The sequence below is a fragment of the Streptomyces showdoensis genome, assembly GCF_039535475.1.
GTDB classification, from domain to species: domain Bacteria; phylum Actinomycetota; class Actinomycetes; order Streptomycetales; family Streptomycetaceae; genus Streptomyces; species Streptomyces showdoensis.
The window spans coordinates 706745-729156 of record NZ_BAAAXG010000028.1; the positions used below are offsets into that span (position 1 = coordinate 706745).

21 protein-coding genes and 1 riboswitch are annotated in these 22412 nt (G+C 71.3%); of the genes, 6 read left to right on the forward strand and 15 right to left on the reverse strand.

Annotation, left to right across the window (positions count from 1 at the left end; translation table 11 throughout):
- Positions 1-11 precede the first annotated feature (11 nt).
- Positions 12-1142, reverse strand: coding sequence for a tRNA 2-thiouridine(34) synthase MnmA (gene mnmA / locus ABD981_RS37785; RefSeq protein ID WP_046905382.1), 1131 nt, complete (start codon positions 1140-1142; stop codon positions 12-14).
- 60 nt (positions 1143-1202) lie between these two features.
- Here mnmA and ABD981_RS37790 point away from each other — a divergent pair, with 60 nt between their 5' ends.
- The gene (locus ABD981_RS37790) at positions 1203-1898 is read left to right on the forward strand and encodes an N-acetylmuramoyl-L-alanine amidase (RefSeq protein WP_046905381.1); all 696 of its coding nucleotides are present in this window, start codon (positions 1203-1205) and stop codon (positions 1896-1898) included.
- Between the two features lie 137 nt (positions 1899-2035).
- On the opposite strand, the gene ABD981_RS37795 is transcribed toward ABD981_RS37790, so the two are convergent.
- The 11 genes from ABD981_RS37795 to ABD981_RS37845 all read right to left on the reverse strand — a co-directional run bounded on the left by ABD981_RS37795 (position 2036) and on the right by ABD981_RS37845 (position 14105).
- Positions 2036-3199, reverse strand: a complete 1164-nt coding sequence (locus tag ABD981_RS37795; RefSeq protein ID WP_046905380.1) for a cysteine desulfurase family protein — start codon at positions 3197-3199, stop codon at positions 2036-2038.
- A gap of 261 nt (positions 3200-3460) precedes the next feature.
- Complete coding sequence (locus tag ABD981_RS37800) at positions 3461-4303, reverse strand: thioesterase family protein (RefSeq protein WP_046905379.1); 843 nt, start codon at positions 4301-4303, stop codon at positions 3461-3463.
- A 23-nt stretch (positions 4304-4326) separates the two neighbouring features.
- Positions 4327-5004 (reverse strand): trimeric intracellular cation channel family protein, encoded by a 678-nt coding sequence (locus ABD981_RS37805; protein ID WP_046905378.1) that lies wholly within the window; start codon positions 5002-5004, stop codon positions 4327-4329.
- A gap of 87 nt (positions 5005-5091) precedes the next feature.
- Positions 5092-6228: an ABC transporter ATP-binding protein gene (locus ABD981_RS37810; RefSeq protein ID WP_123954072.1), complete on the reverse strand. Its 1137-nt coding sequence runs from the start codon at positions 6226-6228 to the stop codon at positions 5092-5094.
- On the reverse strand, positions 6225-7328 hold the full coding sequence (locus ABD981_RS37815; RefSeq protein WP_046905376.1) for an ABC transporter ATP-binding protein: 1104 nt from the start codon (positions 7326-7328) through the stop codon (positions 6225-6227). The genes ABD981_RS37810 and ABD981_RS37815 overlap by 4 nt, the downstream gene beginning before the upstream one ends.
- On the reverse strand, positions 7325-8323 hold the full coding sequence (locus ABD981_RS37820; RefSeq protein ID WP_046905375.1) for an ABC transporter permease: 999 nt from the start codon (positions 8321-8323) through the stop codon (positions 7325-7327). The genes ABD981_RS37815 and ABD981_RS37820 overlap by 4 nt, the downstream gene beginning before the upstream one ends.
- A 135-nt stretch (positions 8324-8458) precedes the next feature.
- Positions 8459-10234: an ABC transporter substrate-binding protein gene (locus ABD981_RS37825; protein ID WP_046905374.1), complete on the reverse strand. Its 1776-nt coding sequence runs from the start codon at positions 10232-10234 to the stop codon at positions 8459-8461.
- Between the two features lie 110 nt (positions 10235-10344).
- Positions 10345-11346, reverse strand: a complete 1002-nt coding sequence (locus ABD981_RS37830) for an ABC transporter permease (protein WP_046905373.1) — start codon at positions 11344-11346, stop codon at positions 10345-10347.
- Between the two features lie 332 nt (positions 11347-11678).
- Positions 11679-12470 carry an enhanced serine sensitivity protein SseB C-terminal domain-containing protein gene (locus ABD981_RS37835; protein ID WP_046905372.1) on the reverse strand — a complete coding sequence of 264 codons (792 nt, stop codon included), beginning with the start codon at positions 12468-12470 and terminating at the stop codon, positions 11679-11681.
- A gap of 76 nt (positions 12471-12546) precedes the next feature.
- Positions 12547-13284, reverse strand: coding sequence for an enhanced serine sensitivity protein SseB (locus ABD981_RS37840; protein ID WP_046905371.1), 738 nt, complete (start codon positions 13282-13284; stop codon positions 12547-12549).
- A gap of 119 nt (positions 13285-13403) precedes the next feature.
- A complete protein-coding gene (locus ABD981_RS37845) occupies positions 13404-14105 on the reverse strand; it encodes an AAA family ATPase (protein ID WP_240495065.1) in 702 nt (233 codons plus the stop codon).
- A gap of 154 nt (positions 14106-14259) precedes the next feature.
- A riboswitch (glycine riboswitch) is annotated at positions 14260-14371 on the forward strand.
- Positions 14372-14528: 157 nt separating this feature from the next.
- On the opposite strand from ABD981_RS37845, the gene gcvT reads away from it, so the two are divergent.
- From gcvT to ABD981_RS37865, 4 genes are all read left to right on the forward strand, one after another.
- Positions 14529-15662 carry a glycine cleavage system aminomethyltransferase GcvT gene (gene gcvT / locus ABD981_RS37850; protein ID WP_046905369.1) on the forward strand — a complete coding sequence of 378 codons (1134 nt, stop codon included), beginning with the start codon at positions 14529-14531 and terminating at the stop codon, positions 15660-15662.
- Between the two features lie 137 nt (positions 15663-15799).
- Positions 15800-16177, forward strand: a complete 378-nt coding sequence (gcvH, locus tag ABD981_RS37855; protein WP_046905368.1) for a glycine cleavage system protein GcvH — start codon at positions 15800-15802, stop codon at positions 16175-16177.
- Positions 16178-16202: 25 nt separating this feature from the next.
- On the forward strand, positions 16203-17462 hold the full coding sequence (gene glyA / locus ABD981_RS37860) for a serine hydroxymethyltransferase (protein ID WP_046905367.1): 1260 nt from the start codon (positions 16203-16205) through the stop codon (positions 17460-17462).
- 167 nt (positions 17463-17629) lie between these two features.
- Positions 17630-19015, forward strand: coding sequence for an L-serine ammonia-lyase (locus tag ABD981_RS37865; RefSeq protein ID WP_046905366.1), 1386 nt, complete (start codon positions 17630-17632; stop codon positions 19013-19015).
- Here the strand turns inward: ABD981_RS37865 and ABD981_RS37870 are convergent, their stop codons facing one another.
- The 3 genes from ABD981_RS37870 to ABD981_RS37880 all read right to left on the reverse strand — a co-directional run bounded on the left by ABD981_RS37870 (position 19016) and on the right by ABD981_RS37880 (position 21689).
- The gene (locus ABD981_RS37870; RefSeq protein ID WP_046905365.1) at positions 19016-19654 is read right to left on the reverse strand and encodes a hypothetical protein; all 639 of its coding nucleotides are present in this window, start codon (positions 19652-19654) and stop codon (positions 19016-19018) included.
- Complete coding sequence (locus ABD981_RS37875) at positions 19651-21258, reverse strand: hypothetical protein (protein WP_345530560.1); 1608 nt, start codon at positions 21256-21258, stop codon at positions 19651-19653. Before ABD981_RS37875 ends, ABD981_RS37870 begins: the two co-directional genes overlap by 4 nt.
- Positions 21259-21473: 215 nt before the next feature.
- Complete coding sequence (locus ABD981_RS37880) at positions 21474-21689, reverse strand: EF-hand domain-containing protein (protein ID WP_046905364.1); 216 nt, start codon at positions 21687-21689, stop codon at positions 21474-21476.
- A gap of 74 nt (positions 21690-21763) precedes the next feature.
- Between ABD981_RS37880 and ABD981_RS37885 the strand changes: the two genes are divergently transcribed.
- Positions 21764-22402, forward strand: a complete 639-nt coding sequence (locus ABD981_RS37885; RefSeq protein ID WP_046905363.1) for an N-acetyltransferase — start codon at positions 21764-21766, stop codon at positions 22400-22402.
- Positions 22403-22412: the final 10 nt, after the last annotated feature.

Genomic DNA, 22412 nt, shown 5'->3' on the forward strand with positions numbered 1-22412 from the left:
GGGGAAGGGCGTCAGGCCGGCTGGGGCGCCGTCCGGCGGACCGTCGTCGCGATCGTCGCCGAGCCGACCACGCGGGTGCCGTCGTAGAGGACGATCGCCTGGCCCGGCGCCACGCCCCTGACCGGCTCGTCGAAGGTGACGACCAGCTCGCCGTCCCGCATCGCCGCGTCCACCGGCGTCTCGCCGCCGTGCGCGCGCAGCTGGGCGGTGTAGCGGCCGGGGCCCTCGGGGGCCGTGCCGCACCAGCGGGGCTTGATCGCGGTGAGGCCGGTGACGTCGAGCGCCTCGGCGGGGCCGACGGTGACCGTGTTGTTCACCGGGGAGATGTCGAGCACGTAGCGCGGCTTGCCGTCGGCGGCGGGGTGGCCGATGCGGAGACCCTTGCGCTGGCCGATGGTGAAGCCGTAGGCCCCCTCGTGGGTGCCGAGCTTGGTGCCGGACTCGTCGACGATGTCGCCCTCGGCCCTGCCCAGGCGGGTCGCGAGGAAGCCCTGGGTGTCGCCGTCCGCGATGAAGCAGATGTCGTGGCTGTCGGGCTTCTTGGCGACCGCGAGGTCGCGCCGCTCCGCCTCCGCGCGGATCTCCTCCTTGGTGGTCAGGGTGTCGCCGAGCGGGAACATGGCGTGCGCCAGCTGCTTCTCGTCGAGGACGCCCAGCACGTACGACTGGTCCTTGGCCATGTCGGAGGCGCGGTGCAGCTCGCGGGTGCCGTCCTCGTTCAGCACGACGGTGGCGTAGTGGCCGGTGCACACGGCGTCGAAGCCCAGGGCGAGGGCCTTGTCCAGCAGCGCCGCGAACTTGATCTTCTCGTTGCAGCGCAGGCACGGGTTGGGAGTGCGGCCCGCCTCGTACTCCGCGACGAAGTCGTCCACGACGTCCTCGCGGAACCGCTCGGCCAGGTCCCACACGTAGAACGGGATGCCGATGACGTCCGCCGCCCGCCGGGCGTCGCGCGAGTCCTCGATGGTGCAACAGCCCCGCGCTCCGGTGCGGAAGGACTGCGGGTTCGCGGACAGGGCGAGGTGCACGCCGGTGACGTCGTGGCCGGCCTCCACGGCACGGGCCGCGGCGACGGCGGAGTCGACCCCGCCGGACATGGCGGCGAGGACACGGAGGGGGCGCTGCTGCGAGGTCTGAGTCATAGCCCTACCAGGGTACGGGGCCCGGGAACCGTGGTCGCCGGAGTAAGCGTTCTCGATCACATGGGGAGCAAGAAGCGTGAGAAGAGCGGGAAGCGGTCGTCCGGGAGCGGGCCCGGGCGGCGGGCGTTCCTGATCGGGGGCGGGGTCGCCGTCGCCGGCACCGCCGTGCTCGCCCGGGACGAGCTGGCCCGGCTGTGGTGGCGGCTGCCCGGGACCGAGCGGAAGCGGACCGAGGGCGAGCTCGACCACAAGGGCGCCGAGTGGACGGCGGCGTCCGACTACAACTGGCGGCGGGCCGACCGGCCGGACGACTACGCCGTCGACCGGGTCGTGATCCATGTCGTGCAGGGCAGCTACGCCTCGGCCCTGAAGGTCTTCAAGGACCCCGCGCACGAGGCCGCCACCCACTACGTCGTGCGCAAGGACGGGCACGTCGCGCAGATGGTCCGCGAGCTCGACGTCGCCTACCACGCGGGCAACCGGGACATGAACCAGCGCAGCATCGGCATCGAGCACGAGGGCTTCGTCGACCGGCCCCAGGACTTCACGGCGGCGATGTACGCGGGCTCGGCGCGACTGACCGCCGACATATGCCGGCGGTACGGGATACCCGTGGACCGGGAGCACATCATCGGGCACGTGGAGGTGCCGGGCACCGACCACACCGATCCCGGGCCGCACTGGGACTGGGAGCGCTACATGGGGCTCGTGCGCAAGGAGCGGGCCCGGCTGGACCGGGCCGCCCCGGTCGGCTGAGGCCGATCGGTCGGCTGAGGCCGGCCGGTCAGCTGAGGCCGGTCCGTCGGCCGAGGCCGGTCCGTCGGCCGAGGCCGGTCCGTCGGCTAAGGCCGGTCCGTCGGCCAAGGCCGGTCCGTCGGCCAAGGCCGCCCCGGTCAGCTGAGGCCGGCCGTCCGCGCGCGTTCCACGGCGGGGCCGATCGCCTCCGCCACCGCCGCCACGTCCTCCTTCGTGGAGGTGTGGCCCAGCGTGAAGCGGAGGGTGCCGCGGGCCAGGTCCGGGTCCGCGCCCGTCGCGAGCAGCACGTGGCTCGGCTGCGCGATCCCCGCGGTGCAGGCGGAGCCCGTCGAGCACTCGATGCCGGCGGCGTCGAGGAGGAGGAGCAGCGAGTCGCCCTCGCAGCCGGGGAAGGTGAAGTGCGCGTTGGCCGGGAGGCGGTCGACCGGGTCGCCGCCGAGCAGCGCGTCCGGGACCGCGGCGCGGACGGCCTCGACCAGCTCGTCGCGGAGGCTGCCCACGGTGCCCGCGAACTCCTCCCGACCCTCGGCGGCGAGGCGTCCCGCCACCGCGAACGCGGCGATCGCGGGCACGTCGAGCGTGCCCGAGCGGACGTGGCGCTCCTGGCCGCCGCCGTGCAGGACCGGGACCGGGGTGTACTCGCGGCCCAGGAGCAGGGCGCCGATGCCGTACGGGCCGCCGATCTTGTGGCCCGAGACGGTCATCGCCGCGAGGCCCGAGGCCGCGAAGCCGACCGGGACCTGTCCGAAGGCCTGGACCGCGTCGGCGTGCAGCGGGACGTCGAACTCCGCCGCCACGTCCGCCAGTTCGCGGACCGGCATGATCGTGCCGATCTCGTTGTTCGCCCACATCACGGTGGCGAGGGCCACGGAGCCGGGGTCGCGGGCGATCGCCTCGCGCAGGGCCTCGGGGTGCACCCGGCCGTACGCGTCCACCGGGAGGTACTCGACCGCGGCGCCCTCATGGGTGGCCAGCCAGTCGACGGCGTCCAGCACCGCGTGGTGCTCGACGGGGCTGGCCAGGACGCGGGTGCGGCGCGGGTCGGCGGCGCGGCGGGCCCAGTAGAGGCCCTTGACGGCGAGGTTGTCGGCCTCGGTGCCGCCGGAGGTGAAGACGACCTCGCTGGGGCGGGCCCCGAGCGCGCTCGCGAGCGTCTCACGGGCCTCCTCGACGGTCCGCCGGGCGCGCCGGCCGGCGGCGTGCAGCGAGGAGGCGTTGCCCGTGACGGCGAGCTGGGCGGTCATCGCCTCGATCGCCTCGGGGAGCATGGGCGTGGTCGCGGCGTGGTCGAGGTAAGCCATGGTGGGTTGATTCTACGAGGCCGGGGGCGGGGGGTCGTCGTGTGGCCTGTTTGTGGGGGGTGGATCGGGCCGCGGGGCGTCGACCTCGTGCGCCCCTTCGGACCCGTCGCCCACGGGGGGCGGGACCTCCGCGGGGGTGGGGGTGTCCGGACCGCGACCTTCACTTCGCTTCGCCCGTCACGGGCGCCGCCACGTCCGGACACCCCCACCCCCGCCCCGGTCCCGGCCCCCTCCCCGCCGTCGTCGGGTGCGGCCCCCGGGTCAGCCCCGTGGAGCCCGGGCCAGCTGGCGGGACTGGGCCACCAGGCGGTCGGCCGAGTCCCAGACCTCCGCGTCCTCCTCCAGGAAGCCGCCCGCGAGGTTGCGGGTCGTGATGGAGACGCGCAGCGGGCCGGGGGCCGGGCGGCAGCGGACGTGGGTGGTGAGCTCGACGGTCGGGGTCCAGCCCTTGAGGCCCAGCTCGAAGGAGGTCGGCGGGAGGGCGTCGACCGTGAGGAGGAGCGAGAGCGGGTCCGGGTCGCGGGCGTCGGCCAGGCCGAACCAGGCGCGCATCTCGCCCTTGCCGGAGGGCGCGCCGACCGCCCAGCCCACGCAGGCCGGGTCCAGGCGGATGTCCAGGCGCTCCGTGATCGCCGAGGAGCCGGGGATCTGCGGGGTCGGGCCGTCCGAGGCTCCGAAGCACTGGTCGACGGGGGCCATCGCGGGCGGGGTCGCCGTGGTGCGGACGTCGTCGGGGAGCGTGTCCAGGTGGCCGTAGGAGGCCAGGACGCGGATGCGCTCCACCTCGGTGCCGTCCTCCGCGTACTGGAAGAGGGAGGCCTGGCCGGTGGAGAGGGTGCGGCCGGTGCGGACCGTCTCCGTGCGGATGACCGCCGGGCCCGGCACGGACGGCGTCAGGTAGTGCGCCGAGATCGTGAACGGGTCCGGGTGGGGCAGGTGGTCGCCGAGGGCGCGGCCGAGGAGGGCGAGGAGGTAGCCGCCGTTGACCGCCTGGATGATCGTCCAGCCCGCGGAGAGTTCGGCGTCGTAGACGCCCGGGGCGCGGAGGGTGACGGCGGTGTCGCGGTCGAACTCGCTCGTCGCCTCGATGCTGCTCGTGCTCATGGCGGCGACCGTACCGGATTTAGCTACTGAGCGGTAGCTTTTTCGGATTCCTCGCGGGCGGAGGAGCGGCGGTTCCACGCGCGCGGCGCCCGCCAGTGGTAGTGCATCGCCAGGAGTCGCAGGACGAAGGCGGTCAGCACCGCCGCGCCGCTCGTGTACGCGTTGAGGACGTCGAAGCGGATGCAGAGGACCACCATCGTGGCGCCCACGATCGCCGGCACGGCGTACAGGTCGCGGTCCCAGCGCAGCAGCGACGGCACCTCGTTGGCCAGCACGTCGCGCAGCACACCGCCGCCGACCGCGGTCGCCAGGCCGAGCGCCGCCGAGGAGGTCAGGCCGAGGCCGTAGTCGTACGCCTTGGTCGTGCCCGTCACGCAGAAGAGGCCGAGACCCGCCGCGTCGAAGACGTTGACCGCGGTCTGGGTGCGCTCCACCTCGGGGTGGAGGAAGAAGACCAGGACGGACGCGACCAGCGGCATCAGGAAGTAGCCCAGGTCCGTGAAGGCGGCCGGGGGCACCGCGCCGATGATCAGGTCGCGGACGATACCGCCGCCCAGCGCCGTGGCCTCGGCGAGGACCGCGATGCCGAAGACGTCGAAGTTCTTGCGCACGGCCAGGAGCGCACCGGAGATCGCGAAGACGAAGATGCCGATGAGATCCAGGGCGTGCTGGACGGAGGGGTTGAACAGATCGTGGAGCACCGACCAATTGTGCCGGTTCCGCCCGGGTGCGCCGACATGGCACGGGGCCCCCGCCGCCTTTCGGCGAACGGGGGCCCCGGCGGGCGGTCAGGACTCGGGGGTCGCCTCGGGCGAGGCCTCGGGTGCCGGCTCGTCCGTCGTGTCCTGTGCCGGGGCCTCCGGCTCCGGCTTCTTCGTGAGGGCGACCTCCACCGACTCGCGGGCCGCCGGGACCGTCAGGCCCGCGGCGTTCTCGGCGTTCTCCGGGTGGTGGCAGGCCACGCGCTGGCCTGGGCGCAGCTCCAGGAGCGGGGGCTCCTGGGTCTTGCACAGCTCCGTCGCCTTCCAGCAGCGGGTGTGGAAGCGGCAGCCCGGCGGGGGCGCGATCGGCGACGGGACGTCACCGGTCAGCAGGATGCGGTCGTTCTTCTGGCCCCGGCGGCGCGGGTCCGGGATCGGGACCGCGGACATCAGCGCGCGGGTGTACGGGTGCATCGGCGACTCGTACAGGGACTTGCGGTCGGCCAGCTCGACGACCTTGCCCAGGTACATGACGGCGATGCGGTCCGACACGTGCCGGATGACCGACAGGTCGTGCGCGATGATCACGTACGTGAGGCCGAGCTCCTCCTGGAGGTCGTCCAGGAGGTTGACCACCTGCGCCTGGATCGAGACGTCCAGGGCCGAGACGGGCTCGTCCGCGACGACCAGCTTCGGCTTCAGGGCCAGGGCGCGGGCGATGCCGATGCGCTGGCGCTGGCCGCCGGAGAACTCGTGCGGGTAGCGGTTGTAGTGCTCGGGGTTCAGGCCGACCAGGCCCAGCAGGCGCTGGACCTCCTTCTTCACGCCGCCCTCGGGCTCCACGCCCTGGAGCTTGAAGGGCGCCGAGACGATCGCGCCGACCGTGTGGCGCGGGTTCAGCGAGCCGTACGGGTCCTGGAAGATCATCTGCACGTCGCGGCGCAGCGGACGCATCTTCGCGACGCCGAGGTGCGAGATGTCCGTGCCCTCGAACTCGATCGTCCCGCCGGTCGGCTCCAGGAGCCGGGTGATCAGGCGGCCCATCGTGGACTTGCCGCAGCCGGACTCGCCGACGACGCCGAGGGTCTCACCTGGGTAGACCTCGAAGTCGATGCCGTCGACCGCCTTCACGGCGCCGGTCTGGCGCTGCAGCAGCCCCTTCTTGATGGGGAAGTGCTTCTGCAGGCCGGTGACCTTCAGCAGGGGTTCCGTCGTCTCGCTCACAGCTTCGGCGCAATCTCTTCGGTCCAGATCCGGTTCCGCTCCTCCGGCGCCATGTGACAGGCCGAGAAGTGTCGGGAACCGGTCTCCGTCAGCTCGGGGCGTACGGTCCGGGTGATGCCGCCCTTGGGGACGTCCGCGTACGGGCAGCGCGGGTTGAAGGCGCAGCCGCTGGGGACGTTGATGAGGCTGGGCGGGTTGCCCTTGACCGGGATGAGGCGCTCGGTCTGCTCCCGGTCGATGCGCGGCATGGAACCGAGCAGACCCCAGGTGTAGGGGTGCTTCGGCTCGTAGAAGACGTCCTCGGCCGAGCCGCGCTCCACGCAGCGGCCGCCGTACATCACGAGGATGTCGTCGGCGATCTCGGCGACCACGCCGAGGTCGTGCGTGATGATGATGACCGCGGAGCCGAACTCCTTCTGCAGGTCGCGCATCAGGTCGAGGATCTGCGCCTGGACGGTCACGTCGAGCGCGGTGGTCGGCTCGTCCGCGATGAGCAGCTCGGGGTTGTTGACCAGCGCCATCGCGATCATCGCGCGCTGGCGCATGCCGCCGGAGAACTCGTGCGGGTAGTTGTCGAAGCGCTTGGCCGGCTCGGGGATGCCCACCCGGTCGAGGAGTTCGACGGCCCGCTTGCGGGCGGTCTTCTTGTCGACGTCGTGGTGGACCCGGTAGGCCTCCACGATCTGGTTGCCGACCGTGTAGTACGGGTGCATCGCGGACAGCGGATCCTGGAAGATCATCGCCATCTCGCGGCCGCGCATCTTGCGCACGGTGTCCGCGTCGGCGGTGAGCAGCTCCCGGCCGTTGAGCCAGATCTCGCCGGAGATGCGGGCCTTCTGCCGGCCGTACTGGCCGACGGTGTGCAGGCCCATGATGCCGAGCGAGGTGACCGACTTACCGGAGCCGGACTCGCCGACGATGCCGAGGGTCTTGCCCTTCTCCAGCTGGAAGGTGAGGCCGTCGACCGACTTCACCAGACCGTCGTCGGTCGGGAAGTGGATCTTCAGGTCGCGGACGTCGAGGAAGGCGTCGGAGGGCGCGTTCCCGGTGGCGACCGGCTCGCCGACGGCGGCGCCGGTCTTCACGAGCTTGTCGGTCATGCCAGCCTCACTCGGGGGTCGATCACTGCGTACAGAAGGTCCACCACGAGGTTGGCGATGACCACACAGGCGGCGGTGATGAGCGTGACGGCCATGATCAGGGGCAGGTCGCGGTCGCTCACTCCCTTGATGGCCATCCAGCCGAGGCCCTGGAGGTTGAACGCGGTCTCGGTGAGGATCGCGCCGCCGACGAGGGCGCCGAGGTCCATGCCGAAGATGGTCAGGATGGGGGTCATCGTGGAGCGCATGGCGTGCTTGCCGAGCACGACCGGCTCCGTCAGGCCCTTGGCCCGCGCGGTGCGGATGTAGTCCTCGCCGAGGACCTCCAGCATGGTGGCGCGGGTGAGGCGGGCGTACATCGCCGCGTACAGGAAGGCGAGGGTGACCCACGGGAGGATCAGACCGCCGAACCAGCCGCCGAAGGACTCGCCGAGCGGCACGTACGTGGCGTCGAGCCAGCCGAGCTGGGTGCGGAAGACGAGCATCGCCAGCATGGCCGTGAAGAAGATGGGGAGCGAGACGCCGGCGAGCGCGGTGATCATCGCCGCGCGGTCGACGACCGTGCCCCGCTTGAGCGCGGAGAGGACGCCGGTGGAGACGCCGAGGACCAGCCACAGCACGGCCGCGCCGATGACCATGGAGAGGGTGATCGGGAAGGCGTCGAGCAGCATCGTCCAGACGTCCTGCTCGGTCTTGAACGAGTAGCCGAAGCAGGGCGCGGCGCAGTGGATGGAGTCGCCGCCGCCCACGTAGTCGCGGCCGACGAAGATTCCGGAGACGAAGTGCCAGAACTGCACCAGGATCGGATCGCCGAGGCCCAGCTTCTGACGGACGCCCTCGATGGCAGCCGGATCCGCCTGCTTGCCGACGAACATCGCGGCAGGGTCACTGCCGGTCAGCTTGGGGATGAGGAAGAAGATGCTGAGCGTCACCAGGGTGACGACGAGCAGCATCATGACGACGGCGAAGAGCCGTCGGATTATGTATGCAAGCATGCGGTCGGCCGGTCGGCGGCCGGGGAACCCGATCGGATTCCCCGGCCGCCGCGCACGGCCCTCACCTGCCCTTCGGACCTAGCGGCGGGTGCGCCGTTGGAGCGAGTTGGTTTCAGACTCGGCTGGTGTGGCGACTTACTTGACGACGCCGAGCGACGCGTAGTCGTAGCGGCCGTTGTAGGCGTCGGCCGTGTAGACGTTGGTCAGGCGCGAGCCACGCCAGATGATGTTCTTCTCGTGGGTGAAGGGCAGGTAGACCGCGGCCTCGGAGACCTTGGTGTTGATCTGCTTGTAGAGCTCGCCGGCCTTGGTCGGGTCGGTCTCCTTCAGCGCCTGGTCGAACAGGCCGTTGACGGCCGGGTCGTTCAGCTCGGAGAAGTTGTTGTTGCCGGACTGCAGGATGAACCGGCCGTCCACGAGCGGCTGCAGGAAGCCCTGGCCGGTCGGGAAGTCGGCGCCCCAGCCCATGATGATGATGCCGTAGCCCTTCTCCTTGACCACCTTCGGCGAACCGATGATGCCGGAGGTCTGGGCGCCGTCGAACTGGTCGATCTGGGCGTCGATGCCGACGGCCTTCAGCGACTGCTGGAGGGACTCGGCGGTCGCGATCTCGATCTTCTTGTTGTTGCGGACCGCGATGGTGGTCTTGAAGCCGTTCGGCTTGCCGCACTTCTTCAGCGCGTCCTTCGCCTTGGCGAGGTCCGGAGCGCCGCCCAGCTTGCCGTACGGGTCGTACTTCGGGTCGGCACCCTTGATCGCCGGCGGCAGCATGTTGGCGGCGATGTCGCCACCGGCCTGCGGGCCGCCACGGGCGGTCTGCAGCGACTTGGAGTCGGCCGCGTAGATGATCGCCTTGCGGCACTCGATGTTGGAGATGACCGTCTGCGGGAACACGGCGTAACGGATGAAGCCGGTCTGCGGGTTGTCCGCGTTCGCCTTGTTCTGCTGGAGCACCTTCGCGCGGGCGGCGGCGCCGACACCGGTCGCGTTGATGTCGAGGTCGTACTCGCCCTCGATCAGGCGGTTGTCCATGTCGTCGGCGTTCGTGGTGAACGTGACGCTGATGGTGTCCGGGAGGGCCTTGCGGATGGTGTCCGACTTGGCGTCCCAGTTCTCGTTGCGCACGAGCTTCATGGACTTGTTCGGCGTGTACGACTGCCACTTGTACGGGCCGGAGGAGAAGACGCCCAGGCCGTACTTGGCCTTGGTGTCCTTGTCCTGGCGGACCGGGGAGGCGGCGGGCATCGCCAGCATCTGCAGGAAGTCGCCGTTGGCGACCGGCAGCTTGAAGACGATGGTCTTGTCGTCCGGGGTCTCGATCGCCTTCAGGCCGAGCTTGTCCGCGGAGGTGTCCTTGTACGGACCGGCGTAGGTCTTCTTGGGGTCGAGGACCTGCTGAAGGTAGATCGGGCCGCCGGAGATGACGTCCTGCGCCCAGATGCGCTCGATGCCGTACTTGACGTCCTTGGAGGTGATCGGCTTGCCGTCCTCCCACTTCACGCCGTCCTTCAGCGTGAACGTGTAGGTGAGGCCGTCGGCCGAGACCTTGCCCGCGTCGGTCGCGAGGTCCGGGACCAGCTCGGTGGAGGCGGCGCCCGGCTCGGACTTGAAGGAGACCAGCTGGCGCGTGTAGTAGCGCTGGAAGTCCCAGACGAAGCCGTAGTAACCGCGCTGCGGGTCCCACGAGTCGGCCTCCTGCGAGCCGATGAACTTCAGCTCGCCGCCCTTCTTGTCCGAGGGGTTGGCGACCTGGTTCACCGCGGCGTTGAAGCCGGCCGCGCCCGCCTTGCCGCCCTTGCCGCCGCTCTCGCCGCCCTTGCCGCCGCCACACGCGGTGGTCGCGACCATCGTGGCCGCGGCGAGCAGCGCGCCGGCGGCGATTCTGCGCCTCTGGGAGCTGTTCAGAGTCATGGTCGAGCAACCTCCGAAGTCATGGCGGCCGTTGTCACGGATGGTCCGCCTTTGGGGGATGTGCCTCTGTCGACAGCGGCAGGGGCTGGTCTTTCGGTGAACGGCGTGTGTCAGCGGGAGCTCTTCGGGTCGAGCGCGTCACGCACGCCGTCGCCGAAGAGGTTGAACGCCAGAACGGTGATGAAGATGGCGAGGCCGGGGATCACCATGAAGAGCGGGTCGGCCTCGTAGGTGGTGATGGCCGTCGACAGCATCTGCCCCCAGGAAGCGGTCGGGGGCTTCACACCCGCACCGAGGAAGCTGAGCGCCGCTTCGGTGAGGATGTTGGTGGGGATCATGAGGGTTGCGTAGACCATGATCGGGGCGATCAGGTTGGGCAGCAGCTCGCGGCGCAGGATGTACAGCCGGCCGGCGCCCAGGCTCTGGGCCGCCTCCACGTACTCGCGGTTGCGCAGGCTGAGCGTCTGGCCTCGGACGATGCGGCCCACGTAGGGCCAGCCGAAGAAGCCGATCACGACGACCAGGGCGGCGATGCGGACGCCCGAACCGTCGAGTCCGAGGAACTGGTTCGGCAGGACGGAGACCAGGGCGATGGTGAACAGCAGCTGCGGGAAGGCGAGCATGACGTCCATGACCCGGCTGAGGGCCGCGTCGATCCAGCCGCCGAAGTAGCCGGCGACGACACCGAGGACGGTGCCGAGCAGGACCGCGAAGAGCGCGGCGGCGAAGGCGACGAGCAGCGAGATCCGGGCGCCGTAGACGATGCGGCTGAAGACGTCGCGGCCGTTGACCGGCTCGACGCCGAAGAGGAAGTCCGAGCTCACGCCGCCCCAGGAGCCGATCGGGGTGCCGAAGAGCGGGTCGATCTGGTCCTCGTGGAACTCGTCCGGCGGGTGGCCGAGGAGCGAGACGATGACCGGGGCGAAGATCGCGACCAGGATCAGGAAGACGACCACGAAGGCGCCCGCGAGGGCGAGTTTGTCGCGCTTCAGCCTGGTCCAGGCGATCTTCCAGGGGGAACGGCCCTCGATCGCCTTGGCCGGCGCGTCGGGCACGGCGTCGACGGCCGCGGCCTGCTCGGCCGCATTCGTCTCGTGCAGTGGTGCCGTCATCGTGGTGAGGACCCCTCTCGGCCGCCGGGTCGCCGGCCCTTGCCCGCCGCGGGTAGCGGCTCGGTGGAACAACTGCTGGGCACCGGCTCGGGGGGAGCCGAACGCCTGGTGTTCCGGGGAGTCTTCAATGTGCCCGCGATCACCCGCCAGCCCCCAAGGGGAATGTTTGCGTAAACGTGATGCGGTGCGTTGTCTTCCGTTATCCGGACGTCGTGATCGCGTGAGCGGACCAACTCGGCCGCTATTCGACCAGACCGGACATCCTGCTCAACTCATGCCGCGCGGGCGTGATTTGGGGGGACGGAGGTGACGCGGGTGACGGAACGGACGTATCAGTACGGGCGGGGCGCGGCCGGAGGATAGCCGTAAGCCGGGGCGTGCGGAGCCGCGGGGGCGGCGTGCGCGTCACGGTCGTAGAAGGGCCGGGCGTGGGCGTGCAGCCACATCGCGACCGGGTCGTACCCGTCGGACATCGCGACCGTGGAGACCGGCAGCCCCTCGGGGACGGCCCCGACGGTCTGGCGCATCATCGTGCGCACCGCCTCGACGGAGCCCGGCGAGGAGTCGTAGAGGTCCAGACCGATGGCGAGGTACGGGGAGCCCAGCGCGGGCTGCACCCAGGCGCGACGCAGCGAGCGCACGGCGGGCGTGCGGTGGGCGTTCTGCGTGAGCAGGGCGTAGAACTGCGGGATCTCCACGGCGGGCTCGGAGAGCCGCAGGGGTCCGGCGGGCATCCGGTCCAGGCCGGTGGCGATGCGGCGCAGATCGGCCCAGGGGATGCCGACGCCGCCGCCGGGGGCGTGCGGATTCAGCCAGATCCCCCAGCGGTCGGGGTAGAGGGCGCGGGCGATCTCCAGACCGGAGGCGAGCTCGTGGCCGCGGTTCCAGCCGGAGGCGGCGAGCTCCTGGTCGGAGGTGACGCAGGGCGCGTAGCCGAAGCCGTCGACCTCCATGTTCCCGTACTGGGCGTCGGGCGAGCCGGGCGAGCCCTGCCAGAGCAGCATCCGGACGTCGGCGGCGGCGAGGGCGTGCAGCAGCTGCTCGTAGGCGTCGTGGCGCCCGGGTGCCACCTGGCGCAGCATGTGCTCGACCTGTTCGGTCGCAGCGGTGCCTGACGCGCTCACCTTTGGGTCCCGCCCCTCGTCGTCCGCATCGCGGTGTGGATCGGCTTGAATCAGTTCAGCTTAAACAGGGGGACGCTCACACGGCGGCGCGCTGGTAGAAGGGGCGCACCTTCGCCAGCATCCAGTCGCCGACCGGGTCCTGGGCCACGTCGAGCAGGATGAGGTTGACCGGCCAGGCCACCTCGACCCGGCCGAGGGCGCGCCCGAGGGCGTCGAGCGGCCCGTTGCGGTCGGCGTCGGGGCCGAGCAGCTGGACGCCGATGAAGAGGGCCGGTTCGGTGCCCTCGACGCTGGCGAGGACGCGGCGGGCGGTGACGACGGTTCCGGCGGCCTCGAACTCGGCGGAGGCGGCGGCGAGGAAGTCGACGGGGTCGTCCTGCCAGTCGGGCTCGAAGAGGCGGACGCGGCCGCCGCTGGCGGGCCCGTCGAGCGGGGTGCGGCCGGCCCGGCAGAGCTCGGCGACGGCGGGCGGCGGCAGCGGGACGCCGACGGTGCCGCCGGGGTTCACGGCGATGCCGAGCTGCGGGGGCAGACCGCGGGCGAAGTCGCGGGCGGGGGCCACGGTGAAGGACATGTGGGAGCCGACGCAGGCGAGGAACTGCTGCTCGGAGCTGAAGACGGGCACGTAGGCGTAGCCGTCCAGCTCCAGGGTGGGCAGGTCGAGGTCGCTGCTGTCGGGGCCGCCGCCGTTGGGCAGCGGGACCCACACGGGGCTGCGCCCGAGCACCTCGACCAGTCGGCCGCCGGCCGCGGGGTTGCCGAGCGAGGCGGCCAGCACTTCTTCGAGCTCATTGCCCGGCCACGTCACGTCCACGGTTCTCGCTTTCCCCTTCCGGCACCCGGTGCGTCCGGCACACACGGTGCGGTTCAGCACCTTAACGGCGCGTCGGCGCCGCTGTGACCGAAAAGGGGGCGGAAAGCCCGTGGAGTGCTTCAGGACACGTCGCGGAAGCCGATCTTCCGCAGGGTGTCGGCGGCGTCCCGGTCGAGCAGGGTGACCGAGGCGCAGCCCGGGGGCAGCTTCCCGGCCTCGGCGGTGCTCACGAGCCGGCCGACGGCGCGGCGGTGCCGGGCGAAGGCGTAGCCCGAGACGCCGCGGCCGCGGGCGGCCTGTCCCTCCCGGGCGGTCGCGGGCTCGACGTCGAGCAGGATCAGGTGCAGGGCGGTGCCGCGGCGCCGGGCCTCGCGGGCGAGCCAGCCGCGCACCCAGGACTGGGTGCCGCAGTCGTGGACGACGACGCTCGCGCCGGAGCGCAGGGCGCGGCGGAGCCCCGCGTAGTGGGCGAGGCGGGCGAGCGGGCGGTAGACGGCGTAGGGCAGGAAGCGGGGCAGGCGGGCCTCCCAGCGCTCGCGGGTGTGCTGGGAGTCGATGGCGCGGCCCTCGGCCGTGCGGGCCATCAGGGTCGACTTGCCGCTGCCGGGCAGTCCGGAGACGACCACGACGTCCCCCATGGCGTACGCGAGGGCGCGGGGGCCGCGGTCGGCCCCGCGGTCGCGCAGGTCGCGCAGCAGGCGGCTGCGGCGGCGGGTCCGGGCACGGGCCCGCGCCCGGCTTCCGGCATTCTGCACGGGTATGCCCGCGCTCGTCGCATAGGCACCGGTGTGCCGCATCGGCGTCCTCGGCGGCATCTGCATCGCGTCTCTCCCCCTGGTAGGCCCTGCGGAGACCCTTGCCCACGAAGTGTAAAGAAAGGGTAATGAGACGCAAGCGATTTGCCGGGCCGAACCGCCGTGCAATGATGTGCGCGCAGGCGCTCGCACGAGCGTCCACAACCTCATACCGGCCGCTCGAATCCGCGCGGGAGAGTCCCGGTCACGCACCGCAGTCACAGGGTGCGCCCGGGCGCCGAAGGAGCAAGTTCCTCCCTTGAATCTCTCAGGCCCCGTACCGCGTGGATGAGGCAGATCTGAAAAGCGGGCCGCGCCTGTCGTGGCCCCACCCAAGGTGCAAGCCGGGGATGCCCTCGGTGAACCTCTCAGGTTCCATGACAGATGGGGAGGACCGTCCTCCGTCATGCATGTCGTGCCCTGCACGCCCTGGGACCCGGGAGCCACCCGATGAGCACTGCCCCCCGCCTCACCGCCCTCGATGCGCTGCATCGTTCGCTGGGCGCGACCATGACCGACTTCGCCGGCTGGGACATGCCGCTGCGTTACGGCAGCGAGCGCGACGAGCACAACGCCGTCCGCACCAAGGCGGGTCTCTTCGACCTCTCCCACATGGGCGAGATCACCGTCACCGGCCCGCAGGCCGTGGAGCTCCTGGACCACGCCCTCGTCGGCAACATCTCCACCGTGGGCACCGGCCGGGCCCGCTACACGATGATCTGCCAGGAGGACGGCGGCATCCTCGACGACCTGATCGTGTACCGCCTGGGCGAGCCCGAGGCCCCCGAGTACATGGTCGTCGCCAACGCCTCCAACGCCCAGATCGTCCTGGACGCCCTCGTGGCGCGCTCCGAGGGCTTCGACGCCGAGGTCCGCGACGACCGCGACGCCTACGCGCTGCTCGCCGTCCAGGGCCCGGAGTCCCCCGGCATCCTGAAGGCGATCACCGACGCCGACCTGGACGGCCTGAAGTACTACGCCGGCCTGCCCGGCACCGTCGCCGGCGTGCCCGCGCTCATCGCCCGCACCGGCTACACCGGCGAGGACGGCTTCGAGCTGTTCCTGAAGCCCGAGCACGCCGAGGGCGTGTGGAAGGCCCTGACCGAGGCGGGCGAGGGCGTCGGCCTGATCCCCTGCGGCCTGTCCTGCCGCGACACGCTCCGCCTGGAGGCGGGCATGCCGCTGTACGGCCACGAGCTGACCACCGCGCTGACCCCGTTCGACGCCGGGCTGGGCCGGGTCGTGAAGTTCGAGAAGACCACCAACGAGGGCCGCTTCGTCGGCCGCGAGGCGCTGGAGAAGGCCGCCGAGCGCGCCGAGTCCGCCCCGCCGCGCAAGCTGGTCGGCCTCATCGCCGAGGGCCGCCGGGTCCCGCGCGCCGGCTTCTCCGTCGTGGCGAACGGCCAGGTCATCGGCGAGGTGACCTCCGGCGCCCCGTCGCCGACCCTGGGCAAGCCGATCGCCATGGCGTACGTCGACGCGGAGTTCGCCGCGCCCGGCACCGAGGGCGTCGGCGTCGACATCCGCGGCGCGCACGAGCCGTACGAGGTCGTGGCGCTGCCGTTCTACAAGCGCCAGAAGTGACGTGAGGGACGCGAGGGGCGCCTGAGGGCGTCCTGGGGCGTGAGGAGTGACGTTTCCCTCACCCCCCGTCTCACTTCGTGTCTCACCCCGCAAGACCCACGTTCATCAGTACTCCCCCGATCCAGGAGAATCAGGTCATGAGCAACCCCCAGCAGCTGCGCTACAGCAAGGAGCACGAGTGGCTGTCGGCCGTCGAGGACGGCGTCGCCACGATCGGCATCACGGAGCACGCCGCCAACGCGCTCGGTGACATCGTCTACGTGCAGCTCCCCGAGGTCGGCGACACCGTGACCGCGGGCGAGACCTGCGGCGAGCTGGAGTCCACCAAGTCCGTCAGCGACCTGTACGCCCCGGTGACCGGCGAGGTCGTCGCGGCCAACCAGGACGTCGTCGACGACCCGTCGCTCGTGAACTCCGCTCCGTTCGAGGGTGGCTGGCTGTTCAAGGTGCGCCTCGCGGGCGAGCCGGACGACCTGCTCACCGCCGACGAGTACACCGCCTTCACCGCCGGCTAAACCGAGACCCCCTAGGGATCGATTCATGTCGCTTCTGAACACCCCTCTCCACGAGCTGGACCCGGACGTCGCCGCCGCCGTCGACGCCGAGCTCCGCCGCCAGCAGTCCACCCTCGAGATGATCGCCTCGGAGAACTTCGCTCCGGTCGCGGTCATGGAGGCCCAGGGCTCGGTCCTCACCAACAAGTACGCCGAGGGCTACCCGGGCCGCCGCTACTACGGCGGCTGCGAGCACGTCGACGTGGCCGAGCAGATCGCCATCGACCGGATCAAGGACCTGTTCGGCGCCGAGTACGCCAACGTGCAGCCCCACTCCGGCGCCTCCGCCAACCAGGCCGCCCTCTTCGCGATCGCCCAGCCGGGCGACACGATCCTCGGCCTGGACCTGGCGCACGGCGGTCACCTGACCCACGGCATGCGCCTGAACTTCTCCGGCAAGCAGTTCAACGTGGTCGCGTACCACGTCGACGAGGCCGGTCTGGTCGACATGGCCGAGGTCGAGCGCCTGGCCAAGGAGCACCGCCCCAAGGTGATCATCGCGGGCTGGTCCGCCTACCCGCGCCAGCTGGACTTCGCCGAGTTCCGCCGGATCGCCGACGAGGTCGAGGCCTACCTGTGGGTCGACATGGCCCACTTCGCGGGCCTGGTCGCCGCGGGTCTGCACCCGAACCCGGTCGAGTACGCGGACGTGGTCACCTCGACCACGCACAAGACGCTCGGCGGCCCGCGCGGCGGCATCATCCTGGCGAAGAAGGAATTCGCCAAGAAGCTGAACTCCTCGGTCTTCCCCGGCTTCCAGGGCGGCCCGCTGGAGCACGTGATCGCGGCCAAGGCCGTCTCCTTCAAGGTCGCGGCCTCGGAGGAGTTCAAGGAGCGCCAGCAGCGCACCCTGGACGGCGCCCGCATCATCGCCGAGCGCCTGGTCCGGGACGACGTCACCGAGCACGGCGTGTCCGTGCTCTCCGGCGGCACCGACGTGCACCTGCTCCTGGTCGACCTGCGCAACTCGGAGCTCGACGGCCAGCAGGCCGAGGACCGTCTCCACGAGGTGGGCATCACGGTCAACCGGAACGCCGTTCCGAACGACCCGCGCCCGCCGATGGTCACCTCCGGCCTGCGCATCGGCACGCCGGCCCTCGCCACCCGCGGCTTCCAGGCCGAGGACTTCACCGAGGTCGCCGACATCATCGCCGAGACGCTGAAGCCCGGCTTCGACGCCGAGGCGCTCAAGGCCCGGGTGACGGCGCTCGCCGACAAGCACCCGCTGTACCCCGGCCTGAAGTAGTTTCGTACCCTTTTGTTACCGGGCTCGTACGAGTCCGTTCGTACGAAACCTCCGGGGCACCGCGCACACTGGACAGTGAGCGCGGTGCCCCGGCCCGTGCTCCACCCCCTTCGTTTCTGCTCCACCCCGGCAGACAACGGCGTCTAGCCCCCACAAGGAGTTCCCCCGTGGCCATCTCGGTCTTCGACCTGTTCTCGATCGGCATCGGCCCGTCGAGCTCCCACACGGTGGGCCCCATGCGCGCGGCCCGGATGTTCGCCCGCCGCCTGAAGAACGAGGGCCTGCTCGCCCACACGGCGGCGATACGAGCGGAGCTCTACGGCTCGCTGGGCGCCACCGGCCACGGCCACGGCACCCCGAAGGCCGTCCTGCTCGGCCTGGAGGGCAACTCCCCGCGCACCGTCGACGTCGAGAAGGCCGACGACGAGTTCGAGCGGATCAAGGCGAGCGGCCGGATCAACCTGCTCGGGATGCACGAGATCCCCTTCTCCTTCGACGACGACCTGATCCTGCACCGCCGCAAGGCACTGCCGTACCACGCCAACGGCATGACGGTCTTCGCGTACGACGCCGAGGGCGCGCTCGTCCTGGAGAAGACCTACTACTCGGTCGGCGGCGGCTTCGTCGTGGACGAGGACGCGGTCGCGGGCGAGAACCCGATCGTCCCCGAGGACACCGTCCTGAAGTACCCCTTCCGCACCGGTGACGAGCTGCTCCGCCTGACCAAGGAGACCGGCCTGTCGATCTCCTCCCTGATGCTGGAGAACGAGAAGGCCTGGCGCACCGAGGACGAGATCCGCGCGGGCCTCCTGGAGATCTGGCGGGTCATGCAGGCCTGCGTGTCCCGCGGCATGTCCCGCGAGGGCATCCTGCCCGGCGGTCTGAAGGTCCGCCGCCGCGCCGCCACCTCGGCCCGCAAGCTGCGCTCCGAGGGCGACCCGGCCGCGCACGCGATGGAGTGGATCACCCTCTACGCGATGGCCGTGAACGAGGAGAACGCCGCGGGCGGCCGGGTGGTCACCGCCCCGACCAACGGCGCGGCCGGCATCATCCCCGCCGTCCTGCACTACTACATGAACTTCGGCACCGGCTCCTGCACCCCGGAGGAGAAGGAGGACGGCGTGGTCCGCTTCCTCCTCGCGGCCGGCGCGATCGGCATGCTCTTCAAGGAGAACGCCTCCATCTCCGGCGCCGAGGTCGGCTGCCAGGGCGAGGTCGGCTCGGCCTGCTCGATGGCGGCCGGCGCCCTCGCCGAGGTGCTCGGCGGCTCGCCCGAGCAGGTGGAGAACGCGGCCGAGATCGGCATGGAGCACAACCTGGGCCTCACCTGCGACCCGGTCGGCGGCCTGGTCCAGATCCCGTGCATCGAGCGCAACGGCATGGCGGCGGTCAAGGCCGTCACGGCGGCGAAGATGTCGATGCGCGGCGACGGCAGCCACATGGTCTCCCTCGACAAGGTCATCAAGACCATGAAGGAGACCGGCGCGGACATGAGCGTGAAGTACAAGGAGACGGCGCGCGGCGGCCTCGCCGTGAACATCATCGAGTGCTGATCACCGGCGGCGGCCGCCGACTCCCGGGACGGTCCGGGCCCCGTACGGGTCCGGCTCGTCCCGCAGCAGCGGCACCGGGCCGCGCAGCGCGAAGCCGCCCGGCAGGTCCAGCGGGCCGCCCTTGCGCTCCGCGAGCACGGCCCCCTGCACCGCGAGGCTCGCGTCGACCGCGCAGCTCCCCGCGTTCACCCCGGTCAGACAGGCGTCCCGGACCACGCACACGAACCCCGACACCCAGAAGACCAGGTTGAGCTCCACCTGCAGGGTGCCGAGCTTCGCGCCGTCCACGTACACGTCGATGTACGGCCGGTGCGTCGAGGTGACCCGGTGGGTCGCCAGCGCCACGACCTCCTCGCTGCCCGGCAGCTCCCGGGTCCTGCGGGCCGCCGCCTGCAGCGCCGAGTGCCCGGACCAGCCGCCCGCCACGAGGTCGAACACGTCGAGGCCGAGGAAGTCGTCCACGACCCCCGCCAGCTCGTGCTCGACCGCCCGGTCGGCGGCGGGGGTCCGGCCCCGCACCGGCGCGAGCAGCGGGCCCGCCGTGCCGTGGGCGCGCAGCGGACCGTCGAGCCTCTCCCCCGCCCCGAGCAGGAACGAGCGGACGGTCGTGGGGGCCGTCGTGGGCATGGTGGTGGTCATCGGTCCTCCTCGTCGAGCGTCTGCCGGCCCGGGTCCGGGTGCGGGTCGAGCCGGGTCGAGTGGGTCGGCGGCTCGCCGGGCGCCCGCGCCTCGGTCAGATCGGCACTGCCGGTGACCGGACGGAGCCGGGCCTTCACATGACCGCGGACCCAGCGGGGACCGCGGTGCAGCCGCCCGAAGTACGCGCCGGCGGCGACGGCCACGGCGAGCACGCCGCCGAGCGAGGCGGGTCCGACGATCCAGCCGACGGGGGTGGCGGACCCTCCGCTGTCACCGCCGGTGGTGCCGCCGGTGTTCTGGTTCCCGCCGTTGTCGGTGCCGCCGGTGTTCTGGTTCCCACCGTTGTCGGTACCGCCACCGTTCTGGTTCCCACCGTTGTCGGTACCGCCACCGTTCTGGTTCCCACCGTTGTCGGTGCCCCCGCCGTTCTGGTCACCACCGTTGTCGGTGCCACCGTTGTCGGTACCGCCGTTGTCGGTACCGCCGTTATCGGTACCGCCGTTGTCGGTACCGCCGTTATCGGTGCCCCCGCCGTTCTGGTCACCACCGTTGTCGGTGCCCCCGTTCTGGTTCCCGCCGTTGTGATCGCCGCCGTTCTCGTTCCCGCCGTTCTGGTCGGTGCCACCGTTCTGGTTCCCGCCGTTCTCGGTCGGACCGGCCTTCACCGTGAACGGCGCGTCCGCGTACTGCTCCGCGTCGGCCGTGCACGCGGCCCGCACCGTGTGGGCGCCCGGCTGGGCGTCGGCCGGGATCGTGATCCCGGTGCTGAAGGTGCCGTCCGTGACCGTCGCGGGGGTGAGCACCCCGCCGTCGTCCCAATCGAGCTCGACGTCCGGGCAGGTGAAGCCGGTGCCGTCGGCCTGTGCGGGCTTCCCCTTCTCGCCCTCCTTGGGGTCGAGTGCGAGGGCCGGGTGCGCGGCCGTCTTCTCCGTCACGGTGAAGGGGGCACTCGCCTTGATGTTCGGGTAGCCGACGCAGACGGCCGTGATCTGGTACGTGCCCGGCGGGGTGCCCTCGAAGACCTCCGCCTGCTGGCTGAAGCTGCCCTCGTCCGCGCTGACGTCGATGCGGTGGTCCACGAGCTTCTTCTCCCCCGCGTACAGCTCGACGTCGTCGGCGTAGCACTTGCCGAAGCCCGAGCCGCTCACGGTGAACTGCGTCTTGGGCGGCCCCTCGGACTTGTCCAGGCTGATCGTGGCGGTCTTCAGGCTCTCCGCGGGGTTGGTGGTGTCGCCGGGGCCGGGGCCGGCGCCGGTCACCGTGAAGGTGGCCGCGGCGTAGTAGTAGTCACCGCCGGAGTCGACGAGCGGCTTGCAGTTCGCCGCGATCTTGTGGCCACCGGGAGTGGCGTCCGCGGGCACCGCGATGGTGCCGGAGATCTGGGGCAGGTTCGCCGTGCCCGGCACCCCGTGCCCGCCGTCGAAGGTGATGGTCACCGGGCTGCAGGACGAGAAGCCGTCACCGTGGACCTGGACGCTCGTACCGGGCGGCCCGGTGTTCGGCGCCAGCGTGAGGGAGGCCGCCACCGCTTGCGGCAGCAGGCCCGTCAGGGGGGTGAGTGCGGCCGGACCCACGCTGATCGCTGCGCTCAGAAGCACCGCCATCAGAAATCGACGCGCCAGTCGCACGGCAGTGGACATCATGAGGATGAGGGGGTGGGTGGATCACTCCCCATCTTCCTCCCCGCCACGCAAATCCGCTCGTCGTGCACGGAGCGTGACGAAAACGGGGAGCGGGAGGGGAAGGAGAGGTCGGACGGGCGGCGTGCCGCGTACGCGCGCGTGGTCGTACCGGGTGCCGCCCGTCCTCGCCCCGAGGCTCAGGCCTTGCTGAGGTGGGACCAGAACTCGTCCCAGGAGAGCACGCCGTCCTCGTTGTCGTCGCGCTGCTTGATGAGGGCCTCGGCGACGGACTCGGTGACGTTGAAGTCACCCAGCTGCGCCATGACGCTCTTGTACTCGGCGGCCGTGATGAAGCCGTCCCCGTCCACGTCGAACCGCTCGAACGCCGTACGCGCCTCGTTGATGTCGGCCACTGCTTCCGCCCCTTCATGGTGCTTCGATGTCGGGGGCCAGATTAGCGGGCGCCCCCGTGCCGGATGATGGGGGTATGAACAGCGAAGTGGCCCGCATCCTGACCGCCGCGGCACACGGGGAGTTCCCGCCGCCGGACGGGTCGACGACGATCCTGCCCCAGCCGAACGCGCGGGACGCCGGGGTGCTGTCCTTCACGGCGCACTCCGTGGTCTTCCTGGACGAGGACCCGGAGTGGATACGGGCGGAGCTGTCGGCGGCCTCGACGGATCCGCTGGTGGCGAGCATGACCCCGCGGTTCCACTCGGCGCTGATGGCGCGCACGGGCCGGGACGTGAACACGGTCGACCTGCTGACGGTCGCGGGCGCCCTGCCGGGCGAGCCGGAGATCGAACTGCGGGAGATCGAGGACCAGGAGCACCCCCGGGTGGCGCGGGCGCTGAAGTACCGGGACGAGGTCCGGGTGTGGGCGGCGGACGGCGGCGTGCTGATCCTGGGCCGGGGCGTGGCGGGCCGCATGGAGGCCGCCGTCGAGGTGGACGAGGAGGTGCGGCACCGGGGTCTGGGCCGGGCGCTCGCGACGGCGGCCCGTCATCTGACCCCGGACCCCGTGGTGTGGGCCCAGAACAGCCCCGGCAACGCGCGCAGCGTCCGCACCTTCCAGGCGGCGGGGTACCGCCCGGTGGGCGCGGAGGTGCTGCTCGTCGCGGGCTAGACGGGCCCGG